Here is a 24,108-nt window from a genome sequence, read left to right on the forward strand (position 1 = left end):
TGTCCCGGCCATGACGACGACGGTCGCGATCGGCGCCGGCCAGTATAATATCGGCTGAAACGATACCGTGACCGCAGGGCGGGCGGGCCAACGAAGGCGGCCGCGCCTACCGCCGCAGGTTGGATACGATGCCGGTATAGAACCCGGTCAGCGCGTCTCCGGCGATGACGCCGCCGGCGAAGACCTCCATTTCCCGCTGAGCCGGCCCGCCGCGGAGATAGCCATAGGCCAGCCGAGAGGCGACGCCGGCCAGGACGGCCCAGCCGGCGGCGGGGAAGACGATCAGCATGCCGGTCGCGAACAGCACGCCCAACTGGCGCTTGGGGCCGCCGATCAGTTGCAGCGCTGCCCCCGGAACGGCCCAGGTCAGCAACGCCCGGACCGCGCCCGGCGTCGCGCCGGCCTTGATCGTCGCGACATAGACCTTGGCCACCGGCGCCACCAGGTTGGCGGCGAAATAGCCGCGGTAGGATACCAGCACGACCACGCCGGCGACGACGAAGGCGAACACCGCTGCGAGGTATTGCTGGAACCGCCCGTCCGCCTCGAAGACCGGGTCGGCGCCGTTGCCCCGCAGCATGAACCCGGCCTTCAGGTCGTAGCCCATGTCCGCGAAGGCCGGTCCGGTGGCGGCCGAGAACCCGACCAGCAGCGTCAAGGCGATGGGCGGGAAGCCGATCAGCATGCCGATGATCAGCGTGATCAGCGCCACGGCGAAAGCCGGGAACCAACCGGAATGCATCGCCGCCAGCCCCACGATCAGTTCATGCACCAGGGCGGCGAAGGCGGCATAGATCACGAACGCGACCAGCATGCCCGGCGACAGGTCCGCCGCCAGCCCGCCGCCCAGCGCGATCAGCACCGCGATCACCAGATAGGCCGCCGCGCCCATGCCCAGCACGCGGCCCGAGCCCGGGCCCGTCATGTCGCTCGCTGCCCGGCGGGCCGACAGGACGAACGCCACCTGCACCAGCGCCACCAGGCCGGCGCCGATCATGATGCCGTGCGGCACGAAGGCCTTGCCGATGTCCCCGCCGGGCAGCCAGGCGGAGAACAGGTGCGGCGCGTAGCCCCGCAGCAGCAACCCGATGCCGAACATGGTCAGCGCCCAGACATTGCCGATGAAGGCGACGCCGAAGGCCGACATGGGGATGCCCAGGAACCCCGTGCCCACGATGCCGGCCAGCACGCCGCCGCCCAGCACCAGCACCCGCCGTCCCCCCTCATCGCCCGCTCGGATCGCCTCCGCCGCCGCGACGCCGGGCGGCCAGGCGCCCTCGGCCGGGAAGGCGCGGGAGCCGAACATCCGGTACAGCATCGTGCCGTCCACCAGCATGGCCAGCGCCACCCCGCCCAGCAGCGGCAGCACCAGGTCCGCCCGGCCCATCAGCATGGGGATGCCGATCGGCAGCAGCAGCGCGTTGCCCGCCCCGAACGTGGCGGCGGAAATCGCGCTCTGCGCCAGGTTCTGCACGTGGATCGAGCGGTAGCGGCTGAAGGCGCGCAACGGCACCCGTGCCAGCGCCATGGCGATCAGGGCGCCGACGATGGAGGTGTTCGCCGTCACGCCCAGCGTCACCAGAAGCTGCATGCCGATGATCGCGCCGATGACGCAGAGCACGGTCAGCAGGATCAGCGTCGCCGGTTCGAACAGCGTCGGATGGCGTGCGGCGGCCGGAGCAACCGGGGGGACGTCAGGTGTCGCGATGTCCATGCTGATCACTCCGTGGATGTCTGTGCTGGCCGCTCCGTCGGTGCCCGGTCACGCTGCGGCGTCATTCTGCGGCGGGACTGAGGCCGGCGCCGTAGATCTCGCGCGCCGCGGTTTCGGTGATGCGGCCGTCGCGCAGGTCCTCGGCGACGGCGGCGGCCGGGCGATGGAGCGGCGCGCCATGGCCGGCGCCGCCGGCGAAGACGATCTCGGCGACCTCGCCGGGGCGGGTCAGGGTCACCAGTTCGCCGGGGCCGCAATCGCGCAGCAGCGTGCCGTCGGGGGTGCGTACGCCGGCAAAGGCCTTGGCGCCCGGCTGTCCGCCGGCCAGCCCCGGCAGCACGGCCTTCACGCCTTCCGGGAACAGGGCGGCCAGGGTCGGCTGGCCGTCGTCGTGCAGCTTGCGGAACCGCACGCGCTGGCCCAGGCCGCCGCGCGTGGCGCCGGCGCCGCCGGTATCGGGCAGGAAGGTCTTTTCCTCCACCAGGACGGGGACGCGCGCCTCGAACACCTCGATGGCGGTGTTGGCGGCCGAGGTCGGATAGAGCAGCCCGGACTTGCCGTCGCCGTGGCGGCTGGCGCCCTGGCCGCCGCCCATGAACAGGTGATCGGCATAGAACCGCCCCTCGGCGTCGCGGCCGGAGACCGTCACCGCGACCGGTAGCCCGGTCGGCGACTGCACGGCGTCCGGCGCGGCGTCCGCCAGCGCGGCGAACACGGCCGGGGCCAGGTACCAGCCGGTGCGGGTGCGCGCCGCCACCGCCGCGGGCCGGACGCAGTTCAGGATCGAGCCTTCGGGCGCCGTCACCCGGAACGGGCGATAGCAGCCGGCATTGCCGCGCACGTTCGGCGTCAGCATGCATTTCAGCGGATAGGTCGCGTGCGCCGCCGTGTAGTTCAGCGTCGAGTTGACACCGCCCTGCGCCAGTTGCGGCGGCGCGCCGGCGAAGTCCAGGTCGATCGTGTCACCTGAAACGGTCAGCCGCAGCGGCAGCGTGATCTTCGCGTCCACGGGGCTGAGCGAGACGCGGCTTTCGTATATCCCGTCCGGCAGGGCGCGGATCGCGGCGCGCATGGCCTGTTCCGCCCGGTCCTGCACGATGCCGGCCAAGGCGCTGAGATCGGCCAGGCCGTACTCGTCCATGAACGCGCACAGCCGCTGCGCGCCGATCCGGTTGGCCGCCATGAAGGCCTGGATGTCGCCGATCACCTGCGAGGGGTTGCGTACGTTCTCGTTGATCAGCGCGAACAGGTCCTCATTGTCGACGCCGGCGCGGGCCAGCTTCATCGGCGGGATCTGCAGCCCTTCCTCGAAGATCTCGCGCGCCCGCAGGCTGTCGCGCGTGCCGCCGATATCCGCGACATGGCCGACCGTGCCGACCAGCGCCACGACCTGTCCGTCGCGGAACACCGGCGAGACCACGGCGATGTCGTACAGATGCCCGGCGCAGAGCCAGGGATCGTTAGTCACCAGCATGTCGCCGGGTTGCAGCGTATGGGCCGGGAAACGGGCCAGCAGGGCCTTCACGGCGCGCGGCAGCGTCAGGTTGAAGACCGGCATCGCACGCGGCGAATGCGCCAGCGTCTCGCCGGCCGGATCCAGCAGTTCGCAGGCGAAGTCCTGCGATTCGGCGATGATCAGGGAGAAGGCGGTGCGGATGATCGTCAGCCACATCTCGTCGACGACGGTGGTCAGACGGCTCCACATGATCTCCAGCGCGATCGGATCGGCCTCGATCGCCGCCCTTGCCTGTTCCTGGGTCATGTCGGGGCGCACCAGGGTCATGGCGCTGGCGGCGCCGATGGCGATGCGCAGGTTGCCGGCGGCGTCGACGCGCAGCGTGTCGCCGGGGGCGACGACGGTGGTGGCTTCGCGCTCCTCCACGATCGCGGGGCCGGCGATCTCGCTGCCCGGCGCGAGGGCGTAGCGGTCGTAGACGGGGGTGGTGACGAACCCCTCGCCGAACCACGCCTGGCGTTCGCCCTTGCGGGCGGCCTGCGCGGCGTCCCCGGGCTCGTGCAAGGTCAGGACGGGCGTCGGACCGGTGACGGTGACGCGGAAATTCACCGCCTCGATCGTCGCCCCTGGCTGCAGCGCGGCATAGCGTGCGGTGTAGGCGGCCTCGAACGCCGCTTCCAGGGCGGGCAGGCTGTCCGCCGCCAGGGCCGCGTCGGGCAGCGGCACGCTGATCTCGTGCATCTGGCCGGCCAGGCGCATGTCGGCGCTGCGTTCGACCCGCGCGACGTCGGCCACGCCGCCGGCGGCGAGTTCGGTGCGTGCCTCGGCCTCCAGCGCCCGCAGCACCGTCTCGACCTCCGCCAGGTCGGCGCTCTGGCCAAGGCGCATCAGGCGGGAGCGCACGCGGCTGGCGGAGAGCGGGGCGGCGAGGAAGCCCAGCGCCGAGGCCGCGCCGGAGGCGGGGGGGACGACCAGTTCCGACATGCCCAGGGCGCGGGCGACCTCGGCCGCATGGGCCGGGCCGGCGCCGCCGAAGCCGACCATGGCATAGCGGCGCGGGTCCTTGCCGCGCTCCACCAGGTAGACGCGGGCCGCATCGGCCATGGCCTCCACCACGACCTTGTGGATGCCCCAGGCAGCCTGTTCCACGCTCAGGCCCAGCGGTCCGGCCAGGCGGGCGATGGCGGCGCGGGCGGCGCCGACGTCCAGCGCCATGGTGCCGCCCAGGAAGAACGCGGGGTCGTAGTAGCCCAGGGCCAGGTTCGCGTCGGTCACGGTGGGTTCCGCGCCGCCCTTGCCGTAGCAGGCGGGGCCCGGCGCGGCGCCGGCGGAGCGGGGGCCGACGCGCAGCAGTCCCACGGTGTCGATCGCGGCGATGGAGCCGCCGCCGGCGCCGATCTCGATCATGTCCACCGTGGCGGCCTTGATCGGCAGCCCGGACCCCTTCTTGAACCGGTGTTCCCGCCCGGCCTCCAGCATCGGGGCGATCTGTGCGCGGCCGTCCTCGATCAGGCAGGCCTTGGCCGTCGTGCCGCCCATGTCGAAGGCGAGCAGGTCGCGGTGCCCGGCGCGTTCGCCCAGCAGGGCCGCCGCCAGGGCGCCGCCCGCCGGGCCGGATTCCAGCAGCCGGATCGGCACCGCCCGAGCGGCCTCGACCGAGACGAGGCCGCCGGCGGAATGCATCAGCCGCAGCGGGCCGGTGAAGCCGGAGCTGCGCAACGCCTGCTCCAGCCGCTGCAGGTAGGCGGCCATCAGCGGCTGCACATAGGCGTTGGCGCAGGTGGTGACGCAGCGGGCGTACTCGCCGATCTCCGCCACCACGTCCGAGGACAGGGAGATCGGGATGCCCGGCAGCATCTCCGCCACGATCGCGGCGGCATCGCGCTCGTGCTTCGGTTCGCGATAGGCGTTCAGGAAGCAGATGGCGACGGCCTGCGCACCGGCGTCGCGCAGCGCGCGGGCGGCGCGGCGTACGCTGTCGGCGTCCAGCGCGGTGACGACGTTGCCGTCGCGGTCGACGCGTTCCGTCACTTCCAGCCGGCGGCGGCGGGGGACCAGCGGTTCCGGAAAGGTCAGGAACAGGTCGTAGATGTCGTAACGCTGTTCGGTCCCGGCCTCCAGCACGTCGCGGAACCCGGCGGTGGTGATCAGGCCGAGGCGTGCCCCCTTGCGCTCGATCACCGCGTTGGTGACGAGCGTGGTGCCGTGGACGATCTCCGCCACGTCGGAGAACCGGGCGCCGTGGTCGGCGACGATCCGGCGCAGGCCGTCCAGCGCACCGATTGCCGGGTCTTCCGGCGTGGTCAGGCACTTATGCAGGCGCAGCGCGCCGGTGGCGGGGTCGGCGAGCACGAAATCGGTGAAGGTGCCGCCAATGTCGAAGCCGAGGCGAAGGTTGCGCATGATCAAGGACGCTCAGGTCAGCAGCAGGTCGATGGCATGGGCGACGAGGCGGCGCGACAGCAGCACGGGCCGGCCGGCGGCCTGCATCACCGCCTGGCGCATCGCCTCGGTGAAGCCGATGCAGTGCATCATGATCATGTCCGCGTCGGCGAGCCGGGCGCCCGCGTCCCGCAGCGCCGGGAACGGGTCCGCCGCATAGGGCGAGGCCGAGGCCGTGACCGTCGCCACCCCGGGCAGCCCGGCGAAATCCGCGGCCTGGCCGGGTTCGGGCAGCAGCGCGCCCAGGGTCTTCGCGCCATAGGCCAGGCCCGGCATGAAATTGTCGACGACGAGCTGCGGTTCAAGGAACCGGGTGCGCAGTGTGAAATGCCCGAACGTGCCCGTGCACAGCAGCACGACCAGGTCGAAGCCCTGGGTGTCCAGGGCGGCGAAGATCGCGTGCAGGCGCCGCTCGACCGCCGGCTTGCCCAGCAGCACGCCGCGTCCGTCCCGCAGGCGGGACACAAGGATGGAATCGCCCGGCCGGGGCGCGCAGGCAGCGATGCCGGCTTCGTCCAGGTCGTCCAGCACGCCGATCTCGGTCGGGGTGAACACGGTCCGGCACTCGGCCGCGATATCGGGCATCACGTCGTCGCGGGGCGATTGGCCGATGGTCACGAAGGCGATCCGTTTGGGCACACTCATCCTCCAGGCAGGCAACCCGAGCAGGATAGGACGCAAAAGCCGAGGCTGGGCATAAGGGCGAGCCCGTACAACAGGCCGGAAAACGCGGCCGTTGCGCCGCTTTCCTGGGCAACGTGTTCAGTACCTGGTCAGCGATTGCCCATGATCAGCATCCGGCGGATCACCTCCGTCGGCGACGCGGCGTTCAGCTTCGACAGCGCTCGGGCGCGATGGACCTCGACCGTGCGGTGGCTGATGCCCAGGCGGCGGCCGATCACCTTGTTGCCCTCGCCCCTCAACGCGGCGGCCAGCACCTCCTGCTCGCGCGGTGTCAACTGCTCCGCGCCGTCCGGCAGGCGGTCGCCCAGGACGTCCGACTGGGCCATGTCGGGTTGGAGCATGTCGGGCTGGAACGGCGCGGCCGCGGTCTGCCGTGCGGGGGCAGCGTGCAGCAGGTCGGCGTGCAGGCGGATCGCGCCCGCGATGATCCGGCGGGCGGTCACCACGGGCTTGCCGGTCAGGGCGGCGACGTGCCGCGCCATCGCCTCGGTGTACCCGACCGAGTGCATCAGGATCAGCGACGCCTGGCCAAGCTGCGCGGCGGCGTCGTCCAGGCGGCTGGCCTCACCGGTCGCGGCCACGGCCTGGGCGTTCTGGATCAGCGTGCCATGCGCGAAGGGGCGGTGCTGCTGCGCCAGCGGATACATCAGGCCCAGCTCGCACGCGCCCATCACCAGCGCGGCGATCCAGGCGTCGACCGCCTGCTGTCCGTGCACGAACAGGGTGCGCAGGCGGAAGGGCTGGAAGACGCCGGTCGTGATCAGGACGATCAGGTCGTAGCCGCAGTCGTCCAGCCGGAGCAGCAGGGGCTCCAGCCGCCTTGCGACGAACCCGGCGCCGACGACGACATGGCGTCCGGTCGCGAGCCGCGTATACAGCCGGCTTTCGCGCGCGGCGGGCGCGGCGATTTCGGCTTCCGTCAGGCCGTCGAGCGCGCCGAACTGGGCGGGCTCGACGTCGTCGGGACCCGCCGTCAGCAGTGACAGCAACTCCGGCACCACGTCGTCGCGCGGCGCCTGGCCGATCGTGACGAAGGCCACGCGCATGGGGGTCATGGGGCGCATCCTAAGCCGGCTTGCGCGCGCCGGGCCATATCGGAATCCATGAGGAGCGGCGAAGTCGTTACACATGCAGGCATGATCGACAAGGATCAAATGCACGGCGGCGGGAACCCTGTTCAACGATGCCGAGGCGCCCATCCCGGTCGGTCGTCCTGGTCATGGGAGATACGACGCGGCTGACCGGGACGCGGCCGGTCGCTAAAGTTCCGCTGGACATACCGAGATCGTAATAGGATCGTCTCGGTCCGTATCGGAGGCCCGTCATATGAAACGCCGTACTTTCCTAGGGGCAGGCGCATCGGCCACGCTCGCTCGCCCTGCCCTGGTGCGGGCCGAAACCCAAAGCGTGCTGCGCTTCATCCCGCAGGCGGACGTGACGGTGCTGGATCCTGTCTGGAGCTCGGTCTACGTCACCCGCAACCATGGCTACCTGGTGTTCGACACGCTGTATGGCCAGGACAGCCATTTCCGCGTCCGGCCGCAGATGGTCGCCGGCCACACGACGGAGCAGGACGGCCGGCTGTGGCGGCTGACGCTGCGGGACGGGCTGCGGTTCCACGACAATACACCTGTCCTGGCGCGCGACTGCGTCGCCAGCATCCTGCGCTGGAGCAAGCGCGACGCCTTCGGCCAGACGCTGATGCTGATGACCGACGAATTGTCCGCGCCCGACGACCGTACCATCCAGTTCCGTCTGAAACAGCCGTTCCCGCTGCTCCCGGAGGCCTTGGGCAAGATCGGCATCAACATGCTGCCGATCATGCCGGAACGGCTGGCGAAGACCGATCCGTTCAAGCAAGTGACGGAGATGGTCGGCAGCGGCCCGTTCCGCTTCCTGGCCGATGAGCGGGTGGTCGGCTCGCGGGTCGTCTATGAACGCTTCGCCGGCTACCGCCCGTGCGAGGACGGGACGCCGGACTGGACCGCCGGCCCCAAGCAGGTTCATTTCGACCGGGTCGTCTGGAACGTGATCCCCGACGGCGCCACCGCCGCCGCGGCGATGCAGCGCGGCGAGGCCGATTGGTGGGAGCAGCCGCTGTTCGACCTGCTGCCGCTGATGAAGCGGGCGCCCGACCTCAAGACCTTCGTGGTGGAGGTCACCGGCAATATCGGCCTGCTGCGGATGAACCAGTTGTTTCCGCCCTTCAACAACCCGGCGATCCGCCGGGCCTTGCTGATGGCGCTGGACCAGTCGGAGTTCATGGCCGCCGTCGTCGGCGACACGCCGGGGGCGTCGCGGACCGGCATCGGCTATTTCGCGCCCGGCACGCCGATGGCCAGCGATGCCGGCCTGGCGGTGCTGAGCAAGCCACGCGACGTCGCGGGCGCCAAGCGCGCCATCGAAGCCGCCGGCTACAAGGGCGAGAAGGTCGTGGTGATGACGCCCAGCGACTACCCGCGCATCGATGCGCTGTGCAACGTCGCGGCCGACATGTTCCGGCACTGCGGACTGAACGTCGACCTGCAGGCCATGGACTGGGGCAGCGTGATCCGCCGGCGCGCGAGCAAGGCGCCGCCGGACAAGGGCGGCTGGAACGTGTTCATCACCACCTTCACCGGCGCCGACATGTCCAGTCCCGCCAGCAACCTCGCGCTGCGCGGCAACGGCGGGTCCGCCTGGTTCGGCTGGCCGGACGCGCCGAAGCTGGAGCAGCTTCGCGACCAGTGGCTGGCGGCGACGGACCCCGCGGAGCAGAAGCGGATCGCCGCGTCGATCCAGGCCCAGGCCTTCGTGGACGTGCCCTTCCTGCCGCTGGGGCAGTTCTTCCAGCCGACGACCCAGAACCGGTCCCTGACCGGGGGGCTGACGGGGATGCCGCTGTTCTGGAACATCCGGCGCGCATAGGGGCTTCGCGACCAGGAACCGGTTTCAAGGGTATAACGACGGGAGACGGACTCATGTCGGATACACTCACGGAGGATATCCATAGCTGGTCGACCCGCTTCACCGGCATCTCCACCCGGGAGCCGCCGGCCGAGGCCCCAGGGGAGACTTCAGGGGAGACTTCAGGGGAGACCTCAGGTGCGGTCCAGGCGGCGGCGGGTGCGCCGGGCCCCGCGCCGGTGAACGGAGGTCCGAACGCGTCCGACGACTACAACCAGGGATACCAGGACGGGCTGAGCGGCGCCCCTGCCAACCCCGGCCCGCGCGCCGGCGATGGCGAGGTCGACTACAACGAAGGCTACAGCCGGGGTCATTACGAGCACGACCGGAAGCAAGGGGCCTCGCCCAAGCCCGATCCGGGGGGACGGACGCAAGCCCAGATCGATGCCGACCGCGCGAAGCAGCTCGACGAGGATTTCCGGGGCTGGCTGGAAGAGCAGGACTGGCAGCAGGCCGCCGAAGCGCTGAACGGTTTCAACCGCGACGACATACGCAAGCGCCTGGCGCCGCTCAGCGCGGAGCAGGTCGCGGCGCTGCACCAGGGGGCGCTGGACAATCCGCGGGTGGGACCGAAGTCGCAGGTCGCCCAAATGACCGACCCGCAGGCGGCCGGCGGCTCCACGGGCGGCGGTGCCCAGCCCGCGGACGGGGCGGGGGCGCGTGACGTCGCGCACATGTCGGTCGAGGACAAGCTGCTGGCGGCCTATGACTATGCGAAGGTGGCGAACGCGATGGTCGCCCAGATCGAGGGCATGGTGACGCCCAAGGCCTTCGTCATCGCCCTGCTGTCCTTCGCCGGCGCCTTCGTCGTTTCCCAGGTCACGCCGGCCGGCTGGGCGGCGGATATCGGTCTGGCGATCACCGGCATCTTCATCGGTTCGGTGCTGTTCGACGCCATCAACGAGATGATCGAGTTCGCCAAGGCGCGCGATGCGAAGACCGAGGACGACCTGAAAGCGGCAGGCGACCACCTGGCGCAGGCCATCAGCACCACCGTGGTCAACGGGCTGATCATGATCGTCATGCACGGCGTCGCGAAAGGCGGCGGCGGTCCGCTGAAGGGCCCGCCGCCGACCGGGTTCGCGGACGTCGTGACGAGCGAGGGCATCGTGGTCCGCATGCCGGTCGAAGTCGCGCAGGAAGCCACCAAGGCGACGACGACCATGGCGCAATCCGCCAAGCTGGGCGGTGGCGCCGCGGCCACGTCGACGGCGGTGACGCACGCCATGTCGAGCGGCGGGGGTGGCGGATCGCAGAACAAATCCGCCTCCACGCAGGGGGCGCCGCCCAAGTTCTCCGAAAAGCCTGGCTACAAGCTGAACGATTTCGACAAGGGGACGGCCGGCACCGGCGGCGTCAAGAGCGTCAGCAAGGGGCCGAGCGTGGACGGGGCGTATGATGTGACGATCGAAGGGGAGCTGAAGGACCCGATCCCGCGCGACCAGGCGCCGAATTACAACGGCTCCAGCAAGCTGATCGATCCGGAGGGTCCGGGGCTGAAGCCGGAGGATTGGGAAAAGAGCCATGCCGTCGGCCCGGGGTTCGGCGACGAGGCGGGCGCCGGCCTGATGGAGGCGCCCAAGGAGATGAACCAGCTGTTCCAGAACCGGGGCATGGAAGGCTGGATGCGGGACCTCCACCAGGCGGTGAAGGCGCGCGGCGGCAGGGTGACCTATAAGGTCACGGTCACTCCGTGGAAGTTCCCGACACCCTCGGGCTGGAGCCCGACATCCGGCGCCGAGTTCCTGAAGACCGCCACGTACAAGGTCCAGATCGAATTCCCCGGACCGGTCTCCCAACCCCCGCCGATCGAGATCAGCATCGAAACGGCCGCCCCGCCGGCCGCCAAGGTCGCGACCGTGTCGATCGATCCGCCGCTCGCCGTCAACCCGGCGGATTTCCTGGGCGATTGAATGGCGCGTGACGCCGTGGCGCGGCGACCTGGGATCGGCTGCCTTGCGTTCCGCCGCCCGGTCATGCCGCCGGGGGTGGCGCCGCCGCGGCGCGATGCGACGGCAGGGCGCCGGCGGCCGTGATCGCCGCCCGTTGGTTACCGTGCCGGGGGCATGTATCTTGCACAGCCAGCGCTGAGTGCTGGAGATGGGTGATGAAACGTCGCGACGTGCTTCTGGGTGCCGCTGTCCTCGCCACGCCCGCGATCCGCTCTGCGCGGGCAGCGGCAAAGCCTCTGGTTTTTGGCGGATCGGTGCCGCTGACCGGCGCGGCGGCAGAGACCGGGCTGAACGTCAACAACGGCTATCTGACCGCCGCCAGCTATCTGAACGACGTGCTGGGCGGCGTGGAGATCGCCGGGGAAAAATATCGGATCGAACTGAAACTGTTCGACGACGCCAGCGACCCCGCGCGCGCCACGACGCTGATCCAGCGGCAGATCGACGACGGCACGGACTTTTTCCTGGGCTCGTTCGGAAGCAACATCGTCCTGCCCACGGCGGCGATCACCGAACGGGCGCGCAAGCCGATGGTGCAGACCGGCGGCGGATCGGACGCGATCTTCACGCGCGGCTTCAAATACGTGTTCGGGATGTATCCGCGCGCGACCCGCCAGTTCGCGGCCGCCGCGTCGTTGTTCAAGACGCTGCAGCCCCTGCCCCAGACCTATTCGGTGATCTATACGAACGACGCGTTCTCCAAGACCGCCGCCGAAGGGGTGCGGCTGTCCTGCGACGAAGCCGGGTTCAAGCGGCTCGATACGTATGAGCTGCCGGCGAAGCCGACCGACGTGTCCAGCGTCCTGGGCTCCGTGCGCGCCAAGACCCCCGACCTGCTTGTCTGCGTCATGCACGACGAGGACTCGCTGCTGGTCGCTCGGCAGATGGTCGCGAGCGGAACCAACGTGAAGCTGCTGTTCCAGGGGCTGGGCCCGCAGCTTGCCTCATTCCGGGAAGCGCTGGGCAAATACGCGGAAGACCTGATGTGCTCGACCTACTGGGACGAGGACGTGCCCTACAAGGACAAGTTCTTCGGGGATTCGCACAAGTTCGCGGCGTATTACCGCAGCAAGTTCACCCGCCCGATCGCCTATCACACGGCCGGCGCGGCGGCGTGCATCCTGACCTATGTCCTGGCCATGCAGGCGGCGAAGACGACGAAGCCCGAGGCGGTGCGGGACGCGCTGGCCGCCGCCGACTTCGAGACATTCTACTGCCGTATCAAGTTCACGCCGCAGGGCGACGGCGACGCGCTGCTGATGGGCGGCATGATCGGCCAGGTCCAGAAGGGCAAGCTGGAAACGGTGTTCCCGCTGGAGGCGAAATCGGCCAGCCCGATCTATCCCGCGCCGAGTTGGGACAAGAAGGCTTGAGCGTGGGTGTCCCGGACGTCCATGCGGGATAGCCGAACCATGACGCTCGGCCTGCCTTTGCGGACACGGCCATGCACCTGATTGCCCAGACCCTTGCCGACGGCCTGGTGCTGGGCGGCATCTATGCCTTGTCCGCCGTCGGCTTTTCGCTGATCTTCGGCGTCCTGCACGTCATCAACCTGAGTCACGGCGTGCTGGTCCTGATCGGGGCCTATCTGGCGCTGGTCTTTTCCCATGCCCTGCACGTCGATCCCCTGCTGACGATGCCGCTGGTCATGGCCGTGCTGTTCGTGGCGGGGTACGGATACCAGCGCTTCCTGATCCAGCGGGCGGTCGACCGGTCGAACCTCGGGTCCATGCTGCTGACGTTCGGGGTCGCGCTGATGCTGCAGAACGCGATGATCTGGGTGTTCTCGCCGGATATGAAGAACATCACGCCCAGCTATGCCTTCGCTTCGTTCCACGTCGCCGGGCTGACCTTCGACGCAGTCCGGGTCAGCGCGCTGCTGGCGAGCCTGGTCCTGCTGTCCTGCCTCGCGCTGCTGCTGAAGGCCTCGCCGCTGGGGCGCGTCATCCGCGGCACGGCACAGCAGACCCTCGCCGCCCGCCTGTGCGGGATCGACGTGCGGCATGTCTACGCCCTGACCTTCGCCGTTTCGGCGGCGTTCGCCGGGGCGGCAGGGATCGTGATCGGGATCATCCTGCCGTTCTCCCCCGCCGATGAGGCGCTGTGGACGCTGAACGCCTTCGTCGTGGTGGTGCTGGGCGGGGTCGGCAGCCCGGCCGGCGCGCTGATCGGCGGCCTGCTGCTGGGCGTGGTCAGCACGATGACGGCGCAATATGTCGGCCCGGCGTTTCCGAACGCGACCATGTTCCTGCTGCTGGTGGTGATGCTGCTGGTCCGGCCGAACGGCCTGCTGGGCAATGCGTTCGCGGCATCCCGATGAAGCGATACGCGATCGCCCCGAACTCGATCGCCCCGCACTCGATTGCCCCGCATTCGATTGCCCTGGCGCTGGCCTGCGCCGTCCTGCTCGCCCTGGGGCCGCTGGTGCTGCCGCCGTTCTACGTCCGCGTCGGACAGTTGATGCTGTACTCGGCGGGACTGGCCGTGGCCTGGAACATCCTGGGTGGGTTCGCCGGCTATGCGAGCTTCGGCCATTCCGCCTTCATCGGCGTCGGCGCCTTCGCGGCGGGCCTGGCGGAGGTCCAGTTCTCCAGCCTGGCGCCCGTGGAGGCCTTGTGCCTCGGGCTGGCCGCCGGGATGGCCGCGTGCGCCGTCCTGGCGGCGGTGATCGCCTATCCGATCCTGCGGCTGCGCGGCACGTTCTTCGCCATCGCGATGCTGGGCGTCGCCCATGTCTGCGCAGAGTTGAACAACAACATCGACGCGCTGCAAGGCTCCATGGGCCTGAACTTCCCGTCCGTCGCCCCGGACAACGTCGCGCCTGAAACCTTCTTCTATGAAACCTACCTGCTGTTCGGCCTGGTCGTCCTGCTGGTCGCCTGGCTGATCCGGCGGAGCCGCTTCGGCGCCGGGCTTTTGAGCATCCGGGAGGACGAGGACACCGCCCGCATGCTGGGCGTGCCGACGGAACGGTACAAGCGCACGGCGTTCGTGGTCAGCGCGATCCTGACGGGAATGCTGGGCGTGATCTACGCGCACGCGCTGGGATATATCACCACCGATTCCGTCTATCGCGACGACACGAACCTGAACCTCGTTGTGTTCTCGCTGCTCGGCGGCATGGGGACGCTGTTCGGTCCCGTCATCGGCGCGTTCCTGCTGGTGTTCGTGACGCAGGTGATCCTGGCACGCCTGCTGGATTTCCATTTGTTCGCCACCGGCCTGCTGCTGGTGATCCTGGTCCTGGCCGCGCCGGGCGGCGTCCTGGGCCTGACACGGACCTTGCGCCCACGGACCTTGCGCCCACGGACCTTTCGCCGCCGGACCGGTGTCCCATGACCGCGGAACCGATCCTGCGCGTGGAGCGCCTGTCGAAGAACTTTCGCGGCCTGCAGGCGATGGCGGACGTGTCCTTCGCCGTCGAGACGGGGTCCATCACCAGCGTCATCGGCCCGAACGGTGCCGGCAAGTCCACGCTGTTCAACCTGGTCACCGGCTACCTGGCGCCGACCGCGGGGTCGGTCTGGCTGCGGCGGCAGCGGCTGACGGGCTTGCCGACCAATCGCATCGCGGCGCTGGGGGTCGCGCGCGCCTTCCAGATCGCCAAACCGTTCCGCGACCTGTCGGTGGTGGAAAATGTCCGGGTCGGCGCCCTGTTCGGCAAGGCCGGCCCCCGCGACGTTCCGGCCGCCACCGCTCGGGCCCTGGAGCTGGCCGGCATCGCCTACCTGGCCCATCGGCAGGCCAGTACCCTGACCGTCGGGCAACTCCGTCACCTGGAGGTGGCCCGGGCGATCGCCACGCGGGCGGACTTGCTGCTGGCGGACGAGCCGTGCGCGGGGCTGAACCCGACCGAGACGGCCGCCATGATCGACGTGTTGCGGCGCGTCCGGGCAGAAGGCGTCACCGTCGTCCTGGTGGAGCACGACATGCCGTCGGTCATGGAGGTCTCCGACAGGATCCTGGTGCTGGACGCCGGGCGGCTGATCGCGGAGGGAGCACCCGAGGCGGTCGCGGCCGACGAGCGGGTGATCGCCGCCTACCTGGGCACCCCGGAGGCGGAGGAGGCGTGAGGCCGGCCTATCGACCGAGGAAGGCCCGCCGGACGTAGTCGTCGGCCAGCAGTTCCTGGCCGGTGCCGGCCATGACGACCTCGCCTTTTTCCAGCACGTGCCCGCGATGGGCGATGCGCAGGGACTGGTGCAGGTTCTGCTCGACCAGCAGCACGCTGAGGCCGTCCCGGTTGATCGTCGCGATCAGCCGGAACAGCTCCTGGGTGACTTTCGGCATCAGGCCCAGCGAGGGCTCGTCCAGGATGATCAGGCGCGGTTCCGCCATCAGGCCGCGTGCGATGGCCAGCATCTGCTGCTCGCCCCCGCTCATGGACCCGGCGAGCTGCCCGCGCCGCTCCGCCAGGCGCGGAAACAGGTCGAAGGCGCGGTCCATCAGCGTCGGGACACGGGACCGCTCCCGCGTGTGGGCGCCGAGGCGCAGGTTTTCGGCGACGGTCATCTGCGGGAAGACGAGGCGTCCCTCGGGCACCAGCGTGATGCCCTGGCGCACGACGACGTGGCTTGGCGCGCCGGTGATGTCCCGGCCGCCGAACCGGATGGTCCCGTGCTGCGGGCGCAGGACGCCGGCGAGCATCTTGACGGTGGTGGACTTCCCGGCCCCGTTCGCGCCGAGCAGGGCGACGATCTCGCCCGGTTCGACCGTGAACGACACGTTCCGCACGGCCAACGCGCCGTCATAGGCATAGGCCAGGCCCGCGACCTCCAGCGCCCCTTCCGTCACGCCGCGGCCGACTTGCGATAGGCGTAGTTGCGGTCGAGCCGCTCCATCAGGTAGTCGCCGTAGCGGACCGGAGGCGGATTGTCGGCGCCGCGGCAGGTGGGCACGACGTCGACGATGCTGTCCATCGCCATGTCGAAGAAATAGGGGCAGGAATAGCGGTCGCCGCCGGACAGGTTCTTCACCCGGTGCGGCGTGGACTGCCAGCGGCCATTGGTCCAGCGCGACAGCATGTCGGCGACGTTCACCACCCAGGTGCCGGGAATAGGGGGCGCAGGCAGCCAGGTCCCGTCGCTGCGCCGGACTTCCAGCCCGCCGCGGTCGTCCTGCGCCAGGATGGTGATGAAGCCGTAATCCGTGTGCGGCGCGGAACCGAAAGCATCGTCCGGTGCGTCCTTGGCCTGCGGCGGGTAGTGCAGCAGGCGCAGGAAGGTCGTCGGCTGCTGAAAGAACGGCAGCAGCCAGTCGTCCGGCAGGCCCAGGGCCAACGCCATCGGGCGCAGCAGCCGCAGGCAGAACGCGTGCATGGCGCGCTCATAGGCTTCGACGGGTTCGCGGAAGCTGGGCAGGGCTGGCCATTGGTTCGGCCCGTCCAGCGGGCGGCCGAAGCGAGGATCGTCCGGCGCCACCTCATGCATCAGCATGAAGGACTCGCTGTCGTTGGGTTTGGTGACCTGCGCGACAGAGGAGGTTTCGATGATCGAACTCTTGGGCGCCATGTAGCCGCGATGGAAGCGGTTCATCGCGATGGCGTCCTTGTCCGCGCGCGGCAGGGCGTGGAACCGGCGCGACGCCGCGAACACGCCCTGGGTCAGCGCCGGGTCGATCCCGATATCGGCGAAGTAGCAGAAGCCGGTGTTCCGGAACGTGGCGTCCAGTTGGGCGGCGATCTCGGGGTCGCCGGCGCCGGCGAACCGGATGATCGGCAGTTCAGCCATTCGCGGGCGGCTCCGTCGTCTGCACCGCCGCGGCGTAGTTCTGGTTGCGGAACCAGGTCATGTAGTCGGGGTAGGTGATCGCGGGGTATTTCGGCGGGTTGTCGGTCCCTTGGCAGGTGGGGGCGCATTCCATGACCCAGTCGTAGCCGCAATCCATGAAGAACGGGATCGCGTAACGCTCCTGCCCCGAGCGGTTGATGACGCGGTGCGGGGTGGCGAGGAACCGGTCGTTGGTCCAGCGCCGCAGCAGGTCGCCGCCGTTCACCAGGATGCTGCCGGGCAGCGACGGCGCGTCCAGCCAGCGCCCGTTCGGCAGCCGGATCGACAGGCCCGGCACGTCGTTCTGCGCCAGCAGGGTCATGAAGCTGGTGTCGGAATGGGGTGCCAGGCCGAATTCGTTCTCCGCCACCACGTCCTGGCGCGGATAATGCGCCAGCCGCAGCGTGTACATCGGTTCGGCGAAGGCAGTGTCGAACCAGTCAGGCGCCAGGCCCAGTGCGACGGCGTAGAGGGGCAGGAGCGATTTCCCGAGCGCCTCCATGGCGTTGCAGTAAGCCAGCGTCGTCTCCCGGAATCCCGGGACCCCGGCCGGCCACCGGTTGGGCGCTCGGAATGGCGCCTCGGGCTCCGACGCATCCATTTCGCGTTTGACGAAGAACGCCTCGACCAGGTTCGGCTGGTTGTTGGCGTTCAGCTTGGAATGCCGCGTGACCGAGGAGCGGAACGGCAGGTAGCCGATATTGTGCTGGTTGATCCGCAGCGCGAGCTTCGCGTCCTCCGGCTGGCTGTGGAACGCCTCGGCCGCCTTGAACGTGGCGGCGATCAGGTCGGCTGGCACGCCGTGATTGACGACGAAATAGAAACCGACCTGCTCCAGGGCGTGGCGCAGGTCGGCGCCGAGGGCCGCCATCGCCGCGGGGTCGCCGGACCGGTAGCGGCCGAGGTCGAAGACCGGGATCTCCTCTGGCGCATCGTGGCGGATGGGGGCAAGTGACGGCGCATAGACGGTCATGGGGCGGGTCCTTGGCTTCGTTGCGGCCGGCGGTGGGAAGGCCGACAACACTGGCCGCAGTCGGGACCGGATCGACGGCGGCGTCAAGCGTCTATACCGCCGTCGGCTGGCTGTTCGGCCAGGCAGGGCGCCGAAACCCGCTGCCGGAAGGAAGCTATCCCGTATCGTCCAGGGTGAAATAGGTCCCGCGATCGCGGATGGCGCGCATCCGCCGGTATTCGGCCTGCCGCTCCTGGCTTGACGGGCGCGGCGGCGGCAGCTTCGCGATGAAACGGTCCAGGTCGTCATCGTTGCGGACCTCGATCCGCGGCAGCGCGTAGGGGGTCGCGGCGAGGTTGCCCGGCACGATGCCGGCGACCGCGTATTCATAGGCCGCCCCCTTCACCGCATCCATCACCGCGGGATCGAAGTCGGTGTATGGAAAGCAGAACCCCTTGGGATGGGCGCCGAGTTCGCGGTTCATGACCTCACGCGACTGCCGGAGTTCCCGCGCAAGGTCGGCAGGGGCGAGGGAGGGCAGGCTTCGGTGCGAGCAGCCATGCGAACCGAAGGAAACGCCGTCCTTCGCCAGCGCCCTGATGGTCGCCCAGTCCATCAGCGGCGCGGGGGCGCCGTAGTTGCGGTCCCAATCCGCGTGCCGGCCGACATGGTCGATCGGGAGGTAGACCGTCGCGGTGAAGCCATAGCGCTTCAGCAGGGGCCAGGCGACGTCCGCGAAATCCTGGTACCCGTCGTCGAAGGTCAACGCGACGAACTTGCCCGGCATGGTGGCGTTGGATGCGCAGTTGAAATGCCAGATGTCGTCGGTCTTCGCCGTCGAATATCCATGGCGCTGCAGATACTGAAGCTGCTGCTCGAACCGCGCGGGATCGAGCGTGTAGGGGGCGAGGTCCGGCGGGCTGTCGGACGCGATCCGGTGGTACATCAGGATCGGAACATAATCCGTTTCGTAATGATACCGGGACTCGGCGAAGGTGAGGGCGCAGCCGCCCCATTTGATATGGGTGTGGATGAAGGTGGCCGGCAGGTCGATGACTTCGCGCGGATATTGACGGACCGGCAACGATTCCGCGTCCGCCTTTGCAAGGGCGGCGCGATGGCGGAAGAGCTGGATGCGATAGAGGGGGGTGCGCAGCTCCTTCAAAAACGCGAGGTTGGCGGACCGGGCGAATTGTTTTCCGATGAAGACGGCCCCGACCTCGCTGAAGTCGAAGCCCGTCGTCGTACGGTCGTCGCTCACGCTATTGGCATGCGCCATCAGCAGATGGCCGTTCGGCGCCAGGGATCGGGTGATCCGGCCGACAAGCTGCTGAAACGTGGATTGATTTTTCTGATAGTAGAGGACTTCGGAGCAGACGATCAGGTCGAACCGCCCGGCCGGCAGATAGTGGTTGAAATCAGCGATTTCGAACGAAACGTTCGTGAACTTCTGGCACCGCTTCGCCGCCCTTGCAAGCGCCAGCTCGGAAATATCCAATCCGACGAGTTGGTCGACGCACGGCGCGAGCATCTCGGTGAACAGTCCCTCGGCGCAGCCGATCTCGAGGGCGCGGCCGATCGGGCCGGGCGGAACCAGCTCCAGCGTGCGGCGATACTTCTCCTGCTCGTAGTCCGTCCTGTAATTCCAGGGGTCTACTTGGCGGTACGCTGCCTCCCAGAAGCTTGCTTCGGCAGGGTCGTCGCGGTGGCCGTCCCGCGTGGCGTGAGCGACTTCGACCGGAACGATCTTGAGTTCGACAAAGCCGATCCCAAGCAGCCGATCGTCCTGGATCCGCTCATCCAGCGAGCCAGGACTGGTGGGCGCGGGCGGACGGATCCTGATCGTCCTCTCGGGGCGATCGAGGGCGACGTTGATCCGGTAGGTTCCGCTGGCGGCTATGGGGGTGAAGGTCCTCTCGCACTCGCCGATCTCGATCCGGATCGGACGATTGGCGTTCGGCCCGAACGCCATGCATGTCAGCTCCAGCCGGAACTTGAGCGGCAGCGCGTCGAAGAAGCGGAACATCACCGGGTCCGCGAGGTTCGCGTCGGACCACCGCCCCCAATCTTCGACGAAGGAAAGCCCTTCCGTCAGAAGCAGGAAATCCGGCAGCGCCGCGGCCCGGAAGTCGATGACCATGCCGGCGGCCTCGCCGCTTGGGACGACAGGCCTGGCCGTCCTGTCCACGGTCAGCATGGCGGTTGCTTGTTGATTGAGCCATCCGCCTTCCGGGGTGTGGAGGTCGATCTCCAGTTCGAACGTTTCCTCTGTGTTCGCGTCCCAGTCCACCACGACGTTAACGAAGTGGAACGTGATGCCCGGCATGAGGTCGTGCGTCAGGGCCGTTTCTCGCCGTTCATGACTCACCGGCGCGGACTCCTGTCCGTGCAGGGCCCTGTATGACAGCTTGGGTGCCCTGGGGCCGAGACACCCGATGCGCCGTCCGGATTGGTTGTCGACGGCGACGAGCACGCTGAAGCTTGCGCCGTCCTGCACGGTCAGACGCACGGCCCCGCCGGGGAAAAAGACACGCAACGTGACGGCGGACGCGTCCACCCAGCACGGCGACGCCGGCCATGTCGTCGGATCGAGAGGACCGGGCGTGCCGGCATCGATCGGCGCGACCCAATCGCGCCGAGGCCATGCCGGGTCCGCCGTTTCCGCCCGCGGCCGCGGGATCCAGCCCGATGCCAGGATCATCCGGCGCTGGTCCTCGTGGATGTCGAGAACCTCGTCGATCCCCCATTTCTCCCCGAGTTTCCGGAACCCGTCCTGGTCGTCGCGCTTGACCATGTAGCTGAAGTCATCCGGGCTATGATGATAGACGATCAGGCTCGGGCAGTACGCGACGCCGATATCGGTGTTTTCTTTGATATTCAGATAGAAATCGCTGTGTTCGCCATTGCATTTGAACTGGGGGTCCCATCCGGCGCCGCGGTCGAACGCCGATCTGCGGGCAAGTTTCCAGTTCAGGACCGTGTCGGCGAGGAAATAGGGGACGCCGTCGACCTCTCGCCGCTTCGGCGTGAAAGCGTCGATATAGGTCGACATGAGAATCCGGCGCTTGCGGTCCAGCGTGAAGAAATGCTCCCAGCGCCGGACCCGCGCGGTTGATGCGTCGATTCCGCCGACAATGTCCCGGACCAGACCGCCGACGATGTCGATCGACGCGTCATGTTCAAGGATGCGTAGCGGGCCGTCAAGCCTGGTTTCCTGCGAGAAAACGAAGTCATCGTCGCAGAACAGGATATATTTCGTCTGGATTTGGGCGATCGCGGCGTTCCGCGCCGCGCCGACGCCTGCATCTTCCTCCACATACACGACCTGGGCGCGCCGAGCTTCGTAGAAAGCATGAAGGTGCGGGTTGGGCGGGTCCTGGTCCCCTACGACGATGGCGATGTCGGGGAAGTTGGCCCGCACGCTGTTGATGAATCTCTGGATGCAATACGGACGTCTGACAGTACCGACGCAGATCGAAATACTTTCGTCCACACCGCTCATGGCTGGATCGCCTTCGGATGCAACGAATTTACCCTAGGGGAAAAACCTATGTACTATCAAGTGACGCTATGATACGATTCACAAACAACTACCGCTAAGCCCCTGCAAACCGAGGCCGATCTTTGTTTTTTCGTAACTATAGGGCGCACAACCGCAACAGATACTCAAGTCCGAAGTCCGAACATGTCGCCGGCTCCCGGTGCGCGGCGATGCGGCCTGCCGCGAGCGTACCCGAAGCAGCCGTCCGCGCCGCTGCCGGCCGGCGAACCGGGCATCCGGGCCGCGGACACGGCCCCGGCGGACAGTTGGCCGGCGGACAGGCGGAACGTGCGATTCTCCAGGTTGCAAGCCCAACCCGGGAGTGCGAACATCGACCTGAACCCCGGCGCCGGTCTTTCCCCTGGTTGTCACACCAAGGGTACCGACCAAGATGCAAGATGTAAGGCCCCCGACCGGGGAGGGACAATCTGGGATCGGAGCGAACAATGGACGCAGTGACGGAAGACCAAGGCGCAGGCAAATGCCCGTTCGCGGGACACGGGCGTGCGAACCGGGACTGGTGGCCGAACCAGTTGAGCCTTCAGATGCTCAACCAGCATGCGCCACGGTCCAACCCGCTGGGGGAGGCGTTCGACTACGCCGCGGCGTTCAAGACCCTCGACCTGAACGCCGTCGTCAAGGACCTGCATGCCTTGATGACGGACTCGCAGGACTGGTGGCCCGCGGATTTCGGCCATTACGGCGGCCTGTTCATCCGCATGGCCTGGCACAGCGCGGGGACGTACCGCATCGCCGACGGACGCGGCGGCGCCGGCGGCGGCCAGCAGCGCTTCGCGCCGCTCAATAGCTGGCCCGACAACACCAATCTGGACAAGGCCCGCCGTCTGCTCTGGCCGATCAAGCAGAAATACGGCCAGAAAATCTCCTGGGCCGACCTGATGGTCCTTGCCGGCAATGTCGCCCTGGAATCGATGGGCTTCAAGACCTTCGGGTTCGCCGGCGGCCGCCCCGACACCTGGGAGCCGGAGGAACTGTATTGGGGCCCGGAAGGCACCTGGCTGGGCGACGAGCGCTATAGCGGCGAACGCCAGTTGCAGAAACCGCTGGGCGCGGTGCAGATGGGCCTGATCTACGTGAACCCGGAAGGGCCGAACGGCAATCCAGACCCGGTCGCCGCCGCCATCGACATCCGGGAAACCTTCGCGCGCATGGCGATGAACGACGAGGAGACCGTCGCGCTGATCGCCGGCGGCCATAGCTTCGGCAAGACCCACGGCGCCGGCGATCCGTCCCTGATGGGGCCGGAACCGGAAGCCGGCGCGATCGAGGACCAGGGCCTGGGCTGGATCAGCAAGCATGGTTCGGGCTTCGGCGCCGACGCCATCACCGGCGGTCCGGAAGTCACCTGGACCCAGACCCCGACGAAGTGGAGCAACCACTTCTTCGAGAACCTGTTCAAGTATGAATGGGAGCTGACCAAGAGCCCGGCCGGCGCCCAGCAATGGAAGGCGAAAGGGGCCGAACCCACGATCCCGGACGCCTTCGACAAGGCGAAGAAGCACGTCCCGACGATGCTGACGACGGACCTCTCGCTTCGGTTCGACCCGGTTTATGAGAAGATTTCGCGACGCTTCTATGAACATCCGGACCAGTTCGCGGACGCGTTCGCCCGTGCCTGGTTCAAGCTGACCCATCGCGACATGGGGCCGATCCAGCGCTATCTCGGCCCGCTCGTGCCGAAAGAGACGCTGATCTGGCAGGACCCGATCCCGGCGGTGAACCATCCGCTCGTCAACGAGGCCGACATCGCCTCGCTGAAAGGGAAGATCCTGGCGTCCGGGCTGTCGGTGCCGCAACTGGTCTCCGCCGCCTGGGCTTCGGCGTCGACGTTCCGCGGCTCCGACAAGCGGGGCGGCGCCAATGGCGCGCGCGTTCGCCTGGCGCCGCAGAAGGATTGGGCGGTGAACAACCCGGCGGACCTGGCGAAGGTGCTGCAGGCGCTCGAAGCGATCCAGAAGGAATTCAATGCCTCGGCGCCCGGCGGCAAGAAGGTCTCGCTGGCGGACCTGATCGTCCTGGCCGGCGGGGCGGCGATCGAAAAGGCCGCCAAGGACGCCGGGACCAGCGTGACGGTGCCGTTCACGCCCGGGCGCATGGACGCCTCGGCGGAGCAGACCGACGCGGACTCCTTCGCCGCGCTTGAGCCGATGGCCGACGGGTTCCGCAACTACCTCAGCGGCCGGGCGTTCATGGCCCCCGAGGAAGCCCTGATCGACCGGGCGCAACTGCTGACCCTGAGCGCGCCGGAGATGACGGTGCTGGTGGGCGGGCTGCGGGTGCTGGGCGCGAACGCGGGCGGGTCCAAGCACGGCGTCTTCACCAAGGCGCCGGGTGTCCTGACGAACGACTTCTTCGCCAACCTGCTCTCCATGGCCACCGTCTGGCACCCGACCGGCGACGACGTGTATGAGGGCCGGGACCGCAAGACCAAGGAACTGAAGTGGACCGGCACCCGCGTCGATCTGATCTTTGGCTCGCATTCGCAGTTGCGGGCCTTGGCGGAGGTCTACGGCTCCTCCGACTCGCGGGAGAAGTTCGTGAAGGACTTCGTCGCGGCCTGGGCCAAGGTGATGGACCTGGATCGCTATGACCTGAAGGCCTGACCGCGCACCGGTTCGTTCGCGGGGCGTTC

At 68.5% G+C, this 24,108-nt stretch carries 15 protein-coding genes; 7 read left to right on the plus strand and 8 right to left on the minus strand.

The features are described from left to right. Window positions 1-106: 106 nt before the first annotated feature. The 4 genes from VHB27_RS09660 to VHB27_RS09675 all read right to left on the minus strand — a co-directional run bounded on the left by VHB27_RS09660 (window position 107) and on the right by VHB27_RS09675 (window position 7,351). Window positions 107-1,714: an OPT/YSL family transporter gene (locus tag VHB27_RS09660; RefSeq protein ID WP_325599702.1), complete on the minus strand. Its 1,608-nt coding sequence runs from the start codon at window positions 1,712-1,714 to the stop codon at window positions 107-109. Window positions 1,715-1,775: 61 nt separating this feature from the next. After that, a complete protein-coding gene (locus VHB27_RS09665; protein ID WP_325599704.1) occupies window positions 1,776-5,573 on the minus strand; it encodes a hydantoinase B/oxoprolinase family protein in 3,798 nt (1,265 codons plus the stop codon). A 12-nt stretch (window positions 5,574-5,585) separates the two neighbouring features. Beyond that, complete coding sequence (locus tag VHB27_RS09670; protein WP_325599706.1) at window positions 5,586-6,251, minus strand: AroM family protein; 666 nt, start codon at window positions 6,249-6,251, stop codon at window positions 5,586-5,588. A 134-nt stretch (window positions 6,252-6,385) separates the two neighbouring features. Further along, complete coding sequence (locus VHB27_RS09675) at window positions 6,386-7,351, minus strand: AroM family protein (RefSeq protein WP_325599708.1); 966 nt, start codon at window positions 7,349-7,351, stop codon at window positions 6,386-6,388. Between the two features lie 271 nt (window positions 7,352-7,622). Here VHB27_RS09675 and VHB27_RS09680 point away from each other — a divergent pair, with 271 nt between their 5' ends. From VHB27_RS09680 to VHB27_RS09705, 6 genes are all read left to right on the plus strand, one after another. After that, window positions 7,623-9,203 carry an ABC transporter substrate-binding protein gene (locus tag VHB27_RS09680; RefSeq protein WP_325599710.1) on the plus strand — a complete coding sequence of 527 codons (1,581 nt, stop codon included), beginning with the start codon at window positions 7,623-7,625 and terminating at the stop codon, window positions 9,201-9,203. Window positions 9,204-9,256: 53 nt separating this feature from the next. Beyond that, the gene (locus VHB27_RS09685; protein ID WP_325599712.1) at window positions 9,257-11,155 is read left to right on the plus strand and encodes a polymorphic toxin type 4 domain-containing protein; all 1,899 of its coding nucleotides are present in this window, start codon (window positions 9,257-9,259) and stop codon (window positions 11,153-11,155) included. Window positions 11,156-11,349: 194 nt separating this feature from the next. Then, window positions 11,350-12,567 carry an amino acid ABC transporter substrate-binding protein gene (locus VHB27_RS09690; RefSeq protein WP_325599714.1) on the plus strand — a complete coding sequence of 406 codons (1,218 nt, stop codon included), beginning with the start codon at window positions 11,350-11,352 and terminating at the stop codon, window positions 12,565-12,567. A gap of 71 nt (window positions 12,568-12,638) precedes the next feature. After that, the gene (locus tag VHB27_RS09695; protein WP_325599716.1) at window positions 12,639-13,514 is read left to right on the plus strand and encodes a branched-chain amino acid ABC transporter permease; all 876 of its coding nucleotides are present in this window, start codon (window positions 12,639-12,641) and stop codon (window positions 13,512-13,514) included. Then, on the plus strand, window positions 13,511-14,533 hold the full coding sequence (locus VHB27_RS09700) for a branched-chain amino acid ABC transporter permease (protein WP_325599718.1): 1,023 nt from the start codon (window positions 13,511-13,513) through the stop codon (window positions 14,531-14,533). The genes VHB27_RS09695 and VHB27_RS09700 overlap by 4 nt, the downstream gene beginning before the upstream one ends. Beyond that, window positions 14,530-15,267: an ABC transporter ATP-binding protein gene (locus VHB27_RS09705; RefSeq protein WP_325599720.1), complete on the plus strand. Its 738-nt coding sequence runs from the start codon at window positions 14,530-14,532 to the stop codon at window positions 15,265-15,267. Before VHB27_RS09700 ends, VHB27_RS09705 begins: the two co-directional genes overlap by 4 nt. A gap of 7 nt (window positions 15,268-15,274) precedes the next feature. Here VHB27_RS09705 and VHB27_RS09710 read toward each other — a convergent pair whose 3' ends face one another. The 4 genes from VHB27_RS09710 to VHB27_RS09725 all read right to left on the minus strand — a co-directional run bounded on the left by VHB27_RS09710 (window position 15,275) and on the right by VHB27_RS09725 (window position 21,416). Continuing rightward, complete coding sequence (locus tag VHB27_RS09710; protein WP_325599722.1) at window positions 15,275-15,988, minus strand: ABC transporter ATP-binding protein; 714 nt, start codon at window positions 15,986-15,988, stop codon at window positions 15,275-15,277. Further along, complete coding sequence (locus VHB27_RS09715; RefSeq protein ID WP_325599724.1) at window positions 15,985-16,923, minus strand: isopenicillin N synthase family dioxygenase; 939 nt, start codon at window positions 16,921-16,923, stop codon at window positions 15,985-15,987. Before VHB27_RS09715 ends, VHB27_RS09710 begins: the two co-directional genes overlap by 4 nt. Continuing rightward, entirely contained in the window at window positions 16,916-17,935 is a 1,020-nt protein-coding gene (locus tag VHB27_RS09720) for an isopenicillin N synthase family dioxygenase (protein WP_325599726.1), read from the minus strand. Before VHB27_RS09720 ends, VHB27_RS09715 begins: the two co-directional genes overlap by 8 nt. 154 nt (window positions 17,936-18,089) lie before the next feature. Continuing rightward, on the minus strand, window positions 18,090-21,416 hold the full coding sequence (locus VHB27_RS09725; RefSeq protein ID WP_325599727.1) for a DUF7024 domain-containing protein: 3,327 nt from the start codon (window positions 21,414-21,416) through the stop codon (window positions 18,090-18,092). A gap of 485 nt (window positions 21,417-21,901) precedes the next feature. Here VHB27_RS09725 and katG point away from each other — a divergent pair, with 485 nt between their 5' ends. Next, complete coding sequence (katG, locus tag VHB27_RS09730; protein ID WP_325599729.1) at window positions 21,902-24,079, plus strand: catalase/peroxidase HPI; 2,178 nt, start codon at window positions 21,902-21,904, stop codon at window positions 24,077-24,079. Window positions 24,080-24,108: the final 29 nt, after the last annotated feature.

Source organism: Rhodopila sp. (genome assembly GCF_035548235.1).
Lineage (GTDB): Bacteria > Pseudomonadota > Alphaproteobacteria > Acetobacterales > Acetobacteraceae > Rhodopila.

Coding starts and splice junctions, on each gene's coding strand:
- katG (WP_325599729.1), top strand. CDS start 21,902: ATGGACGCAGTGACGGAAGACCAAGGCGCAGGCAAATGCCCGTTCGCG.
- VHB27_RS09660 (WP_325599702.1), bottom strand. CDS start 1,714: ATGGACATCGCGACACCTGACGTCCCCCCGGTTGCTCCGGCCGCCGCA.
- VHB27_RS09715 (WP_325599724.1), bottom strand. CDS start 16,923: ATGGCTGAACTGCCGATCATCCGGTTCGCCGGCGCCGGCGACCCCGAG.
- VHB27_RS09665 (WP_325599704.1), bottom strand. CDS start 5,573: ATGCGCAACCTTCGCCTCGGCTTCGACATTGGCGGCACCTTCACCGAT.
- VHB27_RS09705 (WP_325599720.1), top strand. CDS start 14,530: ATGACCGCGGAACCGATCCTGCGCGTGGAGCGCCTGTCGAAGAACTTT.
- VHB27_RS09680 (WP_325599710.1), top strand. CDS start 7,623: ATGAAACGCCGTACTTTCCTAGGGGCAGGCGCATCGGCCACGCTCGCT.
- VHB27_RS09685 (WP_325599712.1), top strand. CDS start 9,257: ATGTCGGATACACTCACGGAGGATATCCATAGCTGGTCGACCCGCTTC.
- VHB27_RS09695 (WP_325599716.1), top strand. CDS start 12,639: ATGCACCTGATTGCCCAGACCCTTGCCGACGGCCTGGTGCTGGGCGGC.
- VHB27_RS09700 (WP_325599718.1), top strand. CDS start 13,511: ATGAAGCGATACGCGATCGCCCCGAACTCGATCGCCCCGCACTCGATT.
- VHB27_RS09675 (WP_325599708.1), bottom strand. CDS start 7,351: ATGACCCCCATGCGCGTGGCCTTCGTCACGATCGGCCAGGCGCCGCGC.
- VHB27_RS09725 (WP_325599727.1), bottom strand. CDS start 21,416: ATGAGCGGTGTGGACGAAAGTATTTCGATCTGCGTCGGTACTGTCAGA.
- VHB27_RS09720 (WP_325599726.1), bottom strand. CDS start 17,935: ATGACCGTCTATGCGCCGTCACTTGCCCCCATCCGCCACGATGCGCCA.
- VHB27_RS09690 (WP_325599714.1), top strand. CDS start 11,350: ATGAAACGTCGCGACGTGCTTCTGGGTGCCGCTGTCCTCGCCACGCCC.